9 protein-coding genes are annotated in these 13,879 nt (G+C 37.0%); 3 read left to right on the plus strand and 6 right to left on the minus strand.

Annotation, left to right across the window (positions count from 1 at the left end):
* Positions 1–206: 206 nt before the first annotated feature.
* Both PSU83_RS10360 and PSU83_RS10365 read left to right on the plus strand, forming a co-directional pair.
* Positions 207–2,996 (plus strand): tail fiber domain-containing protein, encoded by a 2,790-nt coding sequence (locus tag PSU83_RS10360; RefSeq protein ID WP_300589353.1) that lies wholly within the window; start codon positions 207–209, stop codon positions 2,994–2,996.
* An 11-nt stretch (positions 2,997–3,007) separates the two neighbouring features.
* Positions 3,008–4,819 carry a T9SS type A sorting domain-containing protein gene (locus tag PSU83_RS10365; RefSeq protein WP_300589355.1) on the plus strand — a complete coding sequence of 604 codons (1,812 nt, stop codon included), beginning with the start codon at positions 3,008–3,010 and terminating at the stop codon, positions 4,817–4,819.
* A 45-nt stretch (positions 4,820–4,864) separates the two neighbouring features.
* Here the strand turns inward: PSU83_RS10365 and mfd are convergent, their stop codons facing one another.
* From mfd to PSU83_RS10380, 3 genes are all read right to left on the minus strand, one after another.
* On the minus strand, positions 4,865–8,227 hold the full coding sequence (gene mfd / locus PSU83_RS10370; RefSeq protein ID WP_300589356.1) for a transcription-repair coupling factor: 3,363 nt from the start codon (positions 8,225–8,227) through the stop codon (positions 4,865–4,867).
* A gap of 10 nt (positions 8,228–8,237) precedes the next feature.
* A complete protein-coding gene (locus PSU83_RS10375) occupies positions 8,238–8,819 on the minus strand; it encodes a hypothetical protein (protein ID WP_300589357.1) in 582 nt (193 codons plus the stop codon).
* A gap of 131 nt (positions 8,820–8,950) precedes the next feature.
* Entirely contained in the window at positions 8,951–11,104 is a 2,154-nt protein-coding gene (locus PSU83_RS10380) for a M3 family metallopeptidase (RefSeq protein ID WP_300589358.1), read from the minus strand.
* A gap of 178 nt (positions 11,105–11,282) precedes the next feature.
* Here PSU83_RS10380 and PSU83_RS10385 point away from each other — a divergent pair, with 178 nt between their 5' ends.
* Positions 11,283–11,843 (plus strand): DNA-3-methyladenine glycosylase I, encoded by a 561-nt coding sequence (locus tag PSU83_RS10385; RefSeq protein ID WP_300589359.1) that lies wholly within the window; start codon positions 11,283–11,285, stop codon positions 11,841–11,843.
* 3 nt (positions 11,844–11,846) lie between these two features.
* Here PSU83_RS10385 and aat read toward each other — a convergent pair whose 3' ends face one another.
* The 3 genes from aat to PSU83_RS10400 all read right to left on the minus strand — a co-directional run bounded on the left by aat (position 11,847) and on the right by PSU83_RS10400 (position 13,857).
* Positions 11,847–12,488 (minus strand): leucyl/phenylalanyl-tRNA--protein transferase, encoded by a 642-nt coding sequence (gene aat / locus PSU83_RS10390; protein ID WP_300589360.1) that lies wholly within the window; start codon positions 12,486–12,488, stop codon positions 11,847–11,849.
* 113 nt (positions 12,489–12,601) lie between these two features.
* Positions 12,602–12,979 (minus strand): DUF3127 domain-containing protein, encoded by a 378-nt coding sequence (locus tag PSU83_RS10395; protein WP_300589361.1) that lies wholly within the window; start codon positions 12,977–12,979, stop codon positions 12,602–12,604.
* A 2-nt stretch (positions 12,980–12,981) separates the two neighbouring features.
* Positions 12,982–13,857: a flavin reductase family protein gene (locus PSU83_RS10400; protein ID WP_300589362.1), complete on the minus strand. Its 876-nt coding sequence runs from the start codon at positions 13,855–13,857 to the stop codon at positions 12,982–12,984.
* Positions 13,858–13,879: the final 22 nt, after the last annotated feature.

Consider the following 13,879-nt stretch of genomic DNA (forward strand, 5'->3'; position numbering starts at 1 on the left):
ACGCTTAAGTGCGTATTTTTTTTTGCTTATTAACATTAAAAAAGAGGGTGTTTTCAGTTAACCCTTATTTTAACTGGTTTTTAGCCAAAGGAATACCCAATTCGCACTACGGATATTTTCGTATTGTGGTATTTGTACAATAACCTCAATTTTATACTTTGAAAATAACTAAAGAACAGTCAGTCTGTTTTTTAAAAATACAGAGTATGAAAAAATTGAGTTTAGCTATAGTCTTCTTCTTCACAGTAGTTTCTTTTGCTCAAGTAGGAATAAATACCACAAATCCTGAAGCGCAATTAGACATCAAATCGAGTAATCAAGCTTTGCCATCCAACAAAGACGGTTTACTGATTCCCAAAATAGATACTTTTCCAGCAACAAACCCAACTGCTGCACAACAAGGAATGTTAGTGTATTTAACAACTGATGTTGGTATAAATGTAGCTGGATTTTACTATTGGAATAGCCCCACAACAACATGGTTACCTATAAAAGGTATAGATGGCGGCACACTTGACCAAGCCTACGATTTTGGTGGCGCCGGTCTAGGAAAAACGATAACTGCCGATGCAGGTGCGGTTTTAATAAATGGTACCGATGGTTTGGTTTCAACGGGAACTTCTGGTTCTGGTGCAATAGCTCCAAGTGGTGCCAGAACAAAAATGTTTTGGAACCCAAGAAAAGGAGCTTTTAGAGCGGGAAATGTTTCTGCAGCCCAATGGGATGATACAAGTGTTGGCAATAATTCTGTTGCTTTTGGCAATAATTCTGTTGCTTCTGGATCCAATTCTCTTGCAGGTTCAGGAGGACTGGCTTCTGGAACTAATTCTTTTGCATTTGGAGCAAGTGCATCAGCAACAGGGCAAAGTTCTTTCGCTTTTGGACAAGGAGCAGCAGTCACAGGAGGATCTCAAGATGCCATTGCAATTGGTATTGGATGTATATCATCAGGGTCACGCGCTATTTCAATTGGAGCAGGTAATAATGCTAGTAATTTTTCATCAGTTGCAATTGGCAGCACTAATACTTCAAGCGGTTTTCAATCAGTAGCTTTGGGTATCGCGAATTCAGCTACCGGATCTCGGTCAACGGCATTTGGAATGCAAAATACTACTCCAAGCTTTGGAGAAACTGTCATGGGAATTGGAGCAACAACTTATGTCCCTTCAATTAATGGAGACACTCAATTTAGAGCAGCTAATGCAACAGATCGATTATTTGTAATTGGAAATGCTATAGATACTAATAATAATGGTACTGTAGATGTTGCTGAACGAAGCGATGCCATAATTGTTCTAAAAAACGGTTTAAGTCGGTTACCATCCACTACAAATACCATGATTGATGCAGCTGATGGTAAAGCAGTGGTTACTAAAGAATATTTACAAACAAATACTTCTGGCACACTAGACCAAGCTTATGATTTTGGTGGAGCCGGTTTAGGAAATACCATAACGGCTGATACAGGTGCCGTTTTAATAGATGGAACCGATGGATTTGTTTCTACAGGAACTATAAATAGTGGTGCAATTGCACCAAGTGGTGCAGGAACAAGAATGGTTTGGAATCCTAGAAAAGGAGCTTTTAGAGTGGGAAGAGTTACTGTAACACAGTGGGATGATGTTAATATTGGATTGTATTCAACTGCTTTTGGAATTAATACTAACGCAAGTGGTAATCAATCTTTTGCTTTTGGGAATAATTCAATTGCAAGTGGAGCCTTTTCAACAGCTTTTGGTCAAATCACAACAGCAAGTGGATTACTTTCTACAGTTTTTGGTTATGTTAATATCGCAACTGCAAGTTATTCCACTGCTTTTGGAACTGAGACATCAGCGAACGGTAATTCTTCAACGGCTTTTGGTATTAAAAATACTGCAAATGGAGAAACATCAACAGCTTTTGGTCGAGAGAACACTGCTTCAAGTTATGGAGAAACCGTTTTAGGTATTGGAGCCACAACTTACACACCTTCAACCAATGGAGACACACAATTTAGAACTGCAAATGCAACCGATATATTATTTGTAATAGGTAATGCAATTGATCTTAATAATAATACAAATATTGAAACAGCAGAAAGAAGTGATGCTCTAATTATCCTAAAAAACGGCTTAACCCGTTTGCCATCCACTACCAATGCTATGATTACAGCCGCCGATGGGAAAGTAGTGGTTACTAAAGAATATTTGAATAATAACAGTTGGAATATAACGGGAAACTCGGGCACTAACCCAACAACCAATTTTATTGGAACTAGCGATAATCAATCTCTTGCTTTTAGAACTACTAATACAGAACGAATGACATTATCCAATGGAGGGAATCTTGGTATAGGTACAAATAATCCATCTCAAAGATTAGAAGTAGCTGTAGGAAATATTGAAGTTACTCAAGGGGATATTTATTTAGGTGCAGCTAACGGGGTTTTTAATGCTGGTGGGGGATTAATGAATAGTTTAATTAATTATATAGGAGATGCTTATGTAGCACCAACACAAGTAAATGGAGATGAAGATTTGTATATCGCCGATGATCTTGAGTTAGGAGGACAAGGTTATAAACCAGGAGGAGGATTTTGGGTGGCACCATCAGACAGAAGATTAAAACAAAACATTCAACCGTATACAGATGGATTGGAAAGTTTGTTGCGAATTAATCCTGTAACTTATAAATACAACAGTATCTTCAAAACATTGGATACTGGAGAGACTTATGTTGGTATTATTGCTCAAGAAGTACAAGAAATTGCTCCTTATATGATAAATGAAAAACCTTTCGGACAACTTATAGAAGAAGATGAAAACGGTCACGATAAAATAGTGAATCAAGGAACATCCTATCTAACTTTTGATGGTTCTGCGTTAACTTATATGCTCATCAACTCCATTAAAGAAATGAATGTCAAGCACGAAGAATTGAAGACTAAAAACAAAGAACTTGAGAATAAATTAAATGTGTTACTAATTAGACTCCAAAAATTAGAAAATAAATAAAATTATATATCATGAAAAAAATTACCATTTTAATTGCACTTTTTGCTGCTTTTTTTATGCAAGCACAACGATTTGATTGGGTTAGTACTGGAGGCTATTTAAACGTAGCGAATAGTTTTAACGGAGCCATGGCAATTGCGCGTGATTCGCAAGGAAACATCTATACTATAGATAGTGCCAACGGACAGCAAATTTGTCAGGGTTTGATTGCCGAACCATTTTTGGGAGGCGTAACTACATTTTTGTATAAATTCAATGCAGAAGGTATAATACAATACATTAAGCCTATAGGTGTAAATTTCGCGCCCTTAAACATTCAAATTGGAGAAAATGATACTATATATCTTTTGGGTTCATTGATGGGAAACAGCACATTAAAAATTGGAACGGATACTATTGTAGGTGTCGAAAATCGCAATTACATTATTAAGTTTGGCCCTACTGGTGATTTGTTGTGGACTGCTTTTAATAATATTAGTGGCCCTCTCTCACAATCCCCTATGTTGCAATATGCCAATAACCACATTTATTTTCAATCAAGTAATTTGTCTATTAGTAAATTAGACAACAACGGTCAATATGTTGCCACTTTAACAGCTAATTCATTTGTATCAAACGATGCAAGCGCTGGTGTAGCATTTAAAGGTGCTGGTGTTTTGTCAAATGGCGATTTGGTTTTTGCTGCCATTTCTCGCGGAACCATTACTTACGGGGGTACTACACTTACTTCAGTTTTAGAAACAGGAACGTTTCCTTTATTACTTATTCGCACAAATGAAAATCTAGTTTTTAATTGGGGAAACTATTTTAATGGGTTAGGAAATCCACAAGAAAACAACTTACCCTTGACCATTGGAAATGATAATGGAATTTATATGGGGGTAATGGTTAATTCAACGATTACAGCGGGAACAGATACGATTACAAATCCTGGTCCTGGTTCAACCAATTACACAGACGCAATTTTAAAAGTGAATGATGCAGGTACTAGCGTTTGGGTAAAATCAGTTACTACCAATACTTTTGCACTTGCTATGCTCAACAATCCTGATGGAAGCGGTGTGTTTTGCGGTGGAGAAATTATAGGCTTTCAACCTATAACACTCGGTTCTACAACTATTAATGCCATGAACGGAAATTCCTTTATTACCAAAATAGATTACAATGGTGTTTTTCAAAATTCTTTTGCCTTTGCTAGTGGCCCAGGTTCTTTCGCAAGATCGTTGGCAACAAATAATGAAGGAGTTTTTTATGTGGGAGGGAAGCTAAAAAGCACTACAATACCAACATTTAGTTGCATTCCTCGGGAAGCACATAGTGGCTTTTATTTAGCAAAATTCACAGAACAACCTGACAGAGCACCAACACCTGCGATTACTGCCGCTGGAAATACACTTACCGCTTCACCAGTTTTCAGCGGCACTGTTCAATGGTTTTTAAATGGAACTGCAATTCCTGCAGCAAATGCACAAAGTTTTACCGCAACGCAAATTGGAAATTATACTGTTACGTATTCTTTAGTTGAAGTTCCAGCTTGTGTTTCAAGTTCTTCACTATTTAATCTAACTACTTTAGAACTAGTTGAAAACGGCGCGGAAGTTTTAGCTATTTACCCCAATCCCACAACTGGAATAGTCTCAATCTCAACTTCAGAAAATATAACTATCGATAAAATCGAAATCGTTGACATAGTAGGAAAAACAGTTTCAATACAAACAGAAAATACTTCTCAAATAGATTTAAGTGATTATTCCAGCGGAATTTATATTTTGAAAATGTATTCTGGTGGAAGCGTTTTCCAAAAGAAAATAATAAAACAATAGTGGTATGTTGTGGATGATGAACCTAAGAAGCAAGATAAATACTCTTTAGGTTTTTATCATTTCCATAAACTCTAAAGCTTTGTTGATTGATTTTACATTTTCAAAAGTAAGTAGTAAACGCAGACCGTTTTTGGTTTCTTTCTCTTTCATTTTACAGATGTTTCCGTTTTGCTGAACAAACTGTAACATGTGTCGAAATTGTTTCGAATTGTAATAATCTGATTGTTGGTCACCAATGAAATAACCAATCAGTTTACCTTGCTTCATGATGATTTTCTCGATTCCCATTTGTGTGGCAATCCATTTGATTCGGATGCTGTTTAACAACGATTTTGCTTCTTTAGGCAACGGACCAAAACGGTCAATCAGTTTGGTTTCGTAAACCAGTAAACCTGCTTCCTCTTTGATAGTTCCGAGTTCATTGTACAAATTCAAACGCTCTGTAATGTTGTTGATGTATTCGTCTGGAAACAACAATTCGAAGTCGGTATCAATCTGTAATTCTTTAACGTATTCTTTATTTTCGTTGTCATTCTCGTCTTGATATAAGTCTTTGAATTCGTTTTCTTTCAATTCTTCAATGGCTTCATTCATGATTTTTTGATAAGTATCAAATCCGATTTCGTTAATGAAACCGCTTTGTTCTCCACCCAATAAATCTCCGGCACCACGAATTTCCAAATCTTTCATAGCAATATTAAATCCGCTCCCAAGTTCACTGAATTGTTCCAAGGCTTGAATGCGTTTTCTCGCATCTTCCGTCATCACAGAATACGGTGGACAAATAAAATAACAGAAGGCTTTTTTGTTGCTTCGACCCACTCTACCGCGCATTTGATGCAAATCGGAAAGGCCAAAATTATTAGCATTATTGATGAAAATTGTATTGGCATTTGGTACATCCAAACCACTTTCGATAATGGTTGTTGCTACTAAAACATCAAATTCGCCATTCATAAAACCGAGCATTAATTCTTCGAGTTTGTTGCCTTCCATTTGACCGTGACCAATTCCAACCCGCGCATCGGGAACCAATCTTTGAATCATTCCAGCAATTTCCTTGATGTTTTCGATTCGGTTATTGATGAAGAAAACCTGGCCGTTTCTCTGAATTTCATATGAAATCGCATCGCGGATCAACTCTTCGCTAAAACCAACAACCTGCGATTCGATTGGATAACGATTAGGCGGAGCCGTTGTAATTACGGACAAATCCCGAGCTGCCATCAACGAAAACTGAAGCGTTCTCGGAATCGGAGTTGCGGTTAAGGTCAACGTATCAACATTCGCAGCAATCGTTTTTAGTTTGTCTTTTACGTTTACGCCAAACTTTTGTTCTTCGTCTACAATCAGCAAACCTAAATCTTTAAAGATTACATTTTTGCTCACCAATTGATGTGTTCCAATCAGAATATCCAATTTTCCAGAAGCTAAATCTTCAATGGTTTGTGCTTTTTGTTTGGCAGTTCGGAACCGGTTGAGGTAGCCAATAGTAACGGGCATGTCTTTCAATCGTTCCGAAAAAGTTCTGTAATGTTGATAAGCCAAAATCGTTGTCGGAACTAAAATGGCAACTTGCTTGCTATTATCCACAGCTTTGAAAGCGGCGCGAATCGCAACTTCTGTTTTTCCGAAACCAACGTCACCACAAACCAATCGGTCCATCGGACGGTCTTTTTCCATATCGGCTTTTACGTCTTGGGTTGCCGTAATTTGGTCGGGTGTATCTTCGTAAATAAACGAACTTTCTAATTCTTTTTGCAAATAACTATCGGGCGCGCACGCAAAACCTTTTTCCAATCGACGCTTCGCATACAACTGAATCAAGTTGAACGCAATGTGTTTGACACGCGCTTTGGTTTTTTGTTTCAGGGTTTTCCAAGCGCTTGAACCAAGTTTGTAAATCTTTGGTGGCGTTCCGTCTTTTCCAGTATATTTTGAGATTTTATGTAGCGAATGAATGCTCACATACACAATATCATTATCGGCGTAAGCCAACTTAATTGCTTCTTGCGTTTTGCCTTCAACTTGTATTTTTTGTAATCCACCAAACTTTCCAATTCCGTGATCGATGTGCGTTACATAATCGCCAACAGACAAGGAATTCAGTTCTTTCAGCGTAAGCGTTTGCTTTTTAGAATACCCATTTTTGATGTTGAATTTGTGATAGCGCTCAAAAATTTGGTGATCGGTGTAACAAGCAATTTGGTTTTCTTCGTCAATGAAACCTTGATATAATGAAGACACTATGGTATGATATTGCTTGCGGACGTTCTCGTGATTTGCTTCATCTATCGATTCAAAAATATCATGAAAACGATTCGCTTGACCTTCATTAGAACAGAACAAATAATTGGTATAGCCATTAAAATGATTGTCACTCAAATTATTCAACAACAAATCAAATTGCTTGTTGAATGATGGTTGAGGTTGTATGTGAAATTCAAAAGGTTTAGTCGTTTTGAACAACGGTTTGTTCGATAATTCGATAATGGAAAAATCCAAAGCTTTACGTAAAAACCCTTGTTGGTTTAGGAATAAATGTTCTGGTTCAGCGTGTTTAACGTCTTTTGAAAGTTTTTCGAAAGTCGCTATTGCTTTACCAAAAAGCTTTTCTAATTGCGCCGTTAGAAACTCGGTATTTTCAATACAGATAACGGTTTTGTCACTTATATATTCGAGAAAACTTTCGCGATTTTCTTTAATGAATTTGTTTTCCAGATTGGGAATAATGGTAATTTTGGTTTGTTTTTCTACAGAAAGTTGTGTGGCTACATCAAACGTTCGGATGCTGTCAACCTCATTACCAAAAAATTCTATTCGATACGGATTATCATTGGAAAACGAAAAAACATCCAGAATTCCACCACGAACGGAAAACTCTCCAGGTTCGGTAATAAAATCGACGCGTTTGAATTCGTATTCAAACAACACTTCATTGATAAAGTCGATAGTGACATTTTCGCCAACAGAAACTTTCAATGTATTCTTTTCGAGTTCTTTTCGGGTAACTACTTTTTCAAATAATGCTTCCGGATATGTAACAATAACGGCTGGTTTTTTGCGGGAATTGATTCGGTTTAATACTTCCGAACGCAATAAGATATTGGCATTATCGGTTTCTTCAATTTGGTATGGACGACGGTACGAACTTGGATAAAACAGTACGTCATTGGGACCAATCATCTGCTCCAAATCGTTTAGATAATAGGCTGCTTCTTCTTTTTCGTTGAAAATTAACAGAAACGGTTTATCGCTTTTTTTGAAAATAGCCTGAAATACAAATGAAAACGAAGAGCCCAAAAGTCCTTTAAGTTGTATCTTGCTTAAAGGATTTTCGAGTATGTCGGCTATTTGTTTGACTTTCGTCGAATGAAGATAACTGTTGTATAAAGAAGCTATGCTCAAGGCGTATTTGTTATTTGGTTGGACTGTTTGGAATTGCTCTTGTGGTGTCTAACATTCGAATCATATCACCTTCGCCTTCTTCGATTTTGATTTCGCTTCGGCGTTTGATTTCGTCAAGTTGCGCATTCAAAGAAGCTACTTCAGTTTTGACTTCTTGCACCAATTGGACAATTTTTTGATCGGGGATTTGGTTCAGATGAATGTATAGATTTATCGCATTTATTTTGGTTGTAATCACGGCAATTCTACTTCTTACTTCAGGTAAATCAAAATTAATTGGAATTTTACCGTTGAGTTCGAAAGCTCTTTTGGAAAGTGTTTTGGCTTTTTGCTTAAAGGCTCCGATACTACTTTTTGGTTTTTGACCTAATTCGTATAAAAACACACGCCACTCGGCCCAAACAGATGTCAATTGACGAGATGTTTCATTGGACGGAACAGAATTAAAATTCCAGCCTTTGCTGATGTTATTAAAAATAACTTCTTTTTTTTGATCCTCTTTTTGCTGTTCTAAAATGCGCACTTTGGGATCCTCTTGACAGGAAGAAAGCAGTATCAATAGTAAAAGGAACGACGAAAAATATAATTTCATAGAAATGAATTAAAGCACAAAGGTACAAAGGTAAAAGGAAACATTAGTAGGATATAGTTAAAGGGATTGTAAAATTTGAACAAAAAATGCTTCCGGTTTAGGGAAGCATTTTTATAATTTAATTTATAAGTTTATTTTTTATCAGCTGGTTTAGGGACAAATCCTCTTGCTCTCATCAAAGCATCGGTATTTACGTCTCTACCGCGGAATTTTTTATACGCAATTGCCGGATCAACAGTGTTTCCGATACTGAAAACATTGTCATATAATCTTTTAGCCACCGCTTTATCATACATGCCGTCTTTAGTTTCTGTAAAGGCTTCTGTAGCATCAGCGCTAATGGCATCAGCCCAAAGGTAACCATAGTAACCCGCAGCATAGGCATCATCTGAGAAGATGTGTCCGAATTGTGGAATTCGGTGACGCATTACGATTTCGCTTGGCATTCCTAATTTATCCAAAGTTTCTTTTTCAAATTGTTTAGGATTAATATCTGGATTTTCTAGCAAGTGTAATTTCATATCAAGTAATGCACTAGAAATGGTTTCAACTGTTGAGAATGCTTCGTTAAATGTTGAAGCTTTCTCATTTCTTTGTACTAATGACATTGGCATTGGTTCGCCAGTTTTGTAATGCAAAGCAAATTTATTCAAAACTTGAGGCGTTGGTAACCAACGTTCCATTACTTGAGATGGAAATTCAACATAGTCTCTTGGTGTGTTGGTTCCAGATAGACTTGGATACGTCACATTTGAATTCAAACCGTGTAAAGCGTGACCAAATTCGTGGAATAATGTACTTGCATCTTCCCATGAAATTAGGATGGGTTCACCGTCTTTTCCTTTGATGAAGTTGCAGTTGTTAGACACAATCGTAATCACATCGCCATTCACTCTGCTTTGCTCTCTTGTAGCATTCATCCATGCTCCAGAACGTTTTCCTTTGCGCGCATACGGATCGAAATACCAAACACCAACAACTTTCTTTGTATTGGTATTGAAAACTTCCCAAACTTTAACATCTGGATGAAACACAGGAACATTGTAAACTTGTTTGAATCCTAAGTGGAAAATTTCACCGGCAACCCAAAACATCCCTTCACGAAGTTTTTCTAATTGCAAATACGGTTTCAAATCATTTTGATCTAAATCGTATTTTGCTTTTCTAACTTTTTCAGAATAATAACGATAATCCCATGGAGAAATTTTGAATTTTCCGGGTATACTGAGGCCGGTCGAACTGCTACCTTCAGCATCAGCCATTCTTTGCATTTCGGCAACATCAGCATGTACTTTTTCAACCGCTGGTGTCCAAACTGACATCATTAAATCCAAAGTTTTTTCTGGTTTTTGCGCCATAGTGTTTGACAAACTCCAATCCGCGAATGTTTTGAATCCTAATAATTTGGCTTTCTCTGCACGCAGTTTTAAGATTTGAACCAAAGTGACATTGTTATCCGTTGCATTTCCATTATCGCCACGACTGGTGAAAATTTGGAACGCTTTTTCTCTTAAATCCCTGCGATTTGAAAACGTTAAGAACGGTTCGATAGAAGAACGCGTGTTGGCAATAACACCCATCACGTTTAATTTTCTTTCTTTAGCATCCGAGATTGCTGCATTTTTTAGTTCTAGTGGCAAACCATCAAAATCTGCTTCCGATTTTAGTTCTAAGTAATAATTGCTTTCGTCAGCTAATTGATTTTGGCTGAACTTTGTAAACAACGAAGCCAATTCCTCGTTGATTTTTGCGATTTTGACTTTGCTTTTCGCGTCTGCTTTTGCTCCTTCGCGAACAAAGTTTGAATAGTATAACCATACCAAACGCTGTTGTTCGCCGGTTAGTTTTTTAGTTGCAGGATCACTATATACTTTTGAAATCCGGTCAAATAATTTTCCGTTTTGGTAGAATTTATTATTGTATTCTGAAAATTTCGGAGTCATTTCAGTTTCGATAGGCTCAAATTCTGGGCTATTCATATTGGCACTGTAAATCCCAAAAGCAGCGTAAACTTGGTTTAATTTTTTGCCTGTTTTTTCAAGCGCTACGATGGTATTTTCAAAAGTGGCAGGCTTAGAATTATTGGCAATTTTGTCTACTTCATTTAGTTTATCTTGAATGGCGGTTTCAATCGCAGGCTTTAAGTCGTTTAGTTTATATTCTGTAAAAGGAGGAATTCCACCGTAAGGTCCGGACCAATCTTTTAAGAATGAATTAGAATTTGTTTGAGCGTTTACCATAACCGTTGGGGCAAGCATAATCAATGTTAAAACTATTTTTTTCATTATTTATTTATTTAATTTACCAAATGTAAGGAAAATTCATTTCATCAGTACAATCTGGAAATCATAGCAGAAAATGATATAAATTTGAGCTACGAGAAAAGTAAACTTCAATCTAAAAAAGGAGTATTTTATGATATCCTTGTGGGATTATTTAGTACGAATAGTATAGCTACAAATCATGGAAAATAAAGTGCGCTGCGGCTGGTGTGAAAAAGATGATTTATATAGAAATTATCACGATAACGAATGGGGGAATCCCGTTTATGATGATGAAACGCTGTTTGAATTTTTGTTATTGGAAACCTTTCAGGCAGGATTGAGTTGGCATACTATTTTAAAAAGGCGTGAAAATTTCCGTAAGGCATTTGACCAATTCGACTACGAAAAAATCGCGTTATACGACGAAGATAAAGTTCAGGAATTATTGCAAGATGCAGGTATTATTCGAAATAAATTAAAAGTACGAGGAACGGTTTCTAATGCAATTGCGTTTCTGGAAGTTCAGAAAGAGTTTGGAAGTTTTTCGAAATACATTTGGGAATTCACTAACGGAAAGCCAATTGATAACAAACCGAAAACGTTGAAAGAGGTTGCGGCTGTAACTGAAATTTCAGATAAGTTGAGCAAGGATATGAAGAAACGCGGATTCAAATTCGTGGGTTCAACCATAGTTTATGCGCACATGCAAGCCACAGGAATGGTGAATGATCATGTCGCCGATTGTTGGACGAGAATTTAGAATTTAGAAATCAGATTTTAGTATTTTCATAAAGGCTGCTCTTGAAATTTCTATGGCGCCTAATTTTTCTAAATGGTCGTTGTGTACTTGGCAATCGAGGAGTTTGTAATTGTTTTCTTTTAGATATTTTATCAAAGTTACAAATGCAATTTTACTCGCATTCGGCACTGTAGAAAACATGCTTTCACCGCAGAAAACGTGACCTAAATCCATGCCATATAATCCGCCAACAAGTGCGTCATTTTTCCAAACTTCTACAGATTTAGCAATTCCCATTTCGTGTAATTTTGTGTAGGATTCAATGATGTCTTCTGAAATCCAAGTTCCGTCTTGGCCAATACGTTCTACTTGTTGACAGCCGGCAATGACATCGCTGAAGTTTTGATTGAACGTAATTCGGAATTTATTCTGATTGAGTAAATTGCGAATGCTTTTCGAAACTTTATAGATGGCGGGAGCAACTACCATCCTTTCTGGCGGTGCCCACCAAAGTATCGGTTCCTCTACATTAAACCAAGGAAAAATTCCGTTGTGATACGCCAAAAGCAATCGCTCAATAGACAAATCGCCTCCAATAGCAAGAATCCCTTCATAGGAAGCTTCTTCAACTGGCGGAAAATAGAGTTCTTTGGTTAGGAAATACATAGTAAGAAAATAGAGGAAAGAAGTAAGAGGCAAGAAAAGTTTATAAACAAAAAACCATTCGCACAATGTTACTGTTGGAATGGTCTTTCTTCTTTATTCTTTGTTCTTTCTTCTTAGAAAGGTAAATCGTCGTGCTCTTCTTCATTGAAGTTGGTTGCTGGAGCAAAAGCTTCTGCAGGAGGCATTGGAGCCATACCTGGAGCTGCTGGAGCTTCCGCTTGCGTTTTTTCGATTCTCCAACCTTGAATGTCGTTGAAATATTTGGTTTCACCTTGTGGATTTACCCATTCTCTACCTCTTAAATTGATAGAAACTTTTACGGCATCTCCCACATTGTAATTATTTAATAAATCACATTTATCTTGTACAAAGTTAATGCTGATAAATTGCGGATACTGCTCTTCTGTAGCCACAACTAATTCTCTTTTTTTAAAACTGGCGCTTACTTGCTGCTCAGGATTAACGACTTTAATTTTTCCGGTAACTTCCATAATTATTGTTTTGCTAAAAGCACTTTCCATGCAGAGAGTGCGTCATTATTATTCAAATATTCTTTTGCTTTTTGGTGGATTTTCATTTCATCATCCGAACTCAAAACACCTTTTACGGCAAAATTCTCTTGTACAAATATAGTAATTTCTTCTGTTGTTGGCAATGCTTCAACGTTGCCTAATTTACCAAAATCGTTTCCGTCAAAAATGCTGCTTTCTTTTACAAAATCTGGAATAGCATCTACGCCTATTCCGAGGGTTGTTAAGGGTTTTTCGACTTCAAACAAGCCTGCATTTGCACGAGAATACCAATTTCCGCCTAAGCGAGAAACTAAATCGATCTTGTGTTGATCGATCCTATTTTGATCGTCAAGTATACTTTCATGGATGTGAATTTTAACGACTTCGCAAATGACTAAATTTCCGGCTCCACCTTGATCTCCCAAGGCTATAATTTCATTTACTTTACATTCAAACTGAACCGGACTTTCCGCCACGCGATAAGGTTTTATCAAATCCGAAGGCAACATTGTTAAGCCTGATTTTAAGAATTCATTTACTCCATCTGGATATTCGGTACTTGATAAAGAAGCTTGTTGTACAATATCATAATTCACTACATTAATTACAACTTGTTTCGTTGCCTCGCAGTTTTCTAAAGTGTGTTTGGTGGTGTTGTTTCTAACGCGGCGTGCTGGCGAAAAAACGAGAATCGGGGGATTAGAACTAAACACATTGAAGAAACTAAATGGTGATAAATTCGGTTTTCCATTAGCATCTACCGTACTGGCAAAAGCAATTGGTCTTGGCGCTACGGCACTTTGTAGATAACCTTGCAACTGCGCTGGTGAAAGTGTATGTGGTTCGAAACTGAGCATGTATTTTTTGTTTTAACAAATG

Source organism: Flavobacterium sp. (genome assembly GCF_029945805.1).
Classification (GTDB): domain Bacteria; phylum Bacteroidota; class Bacteroidia; order Flavobacteriales; family Flavobacteriaceae; genus Flavobacterium.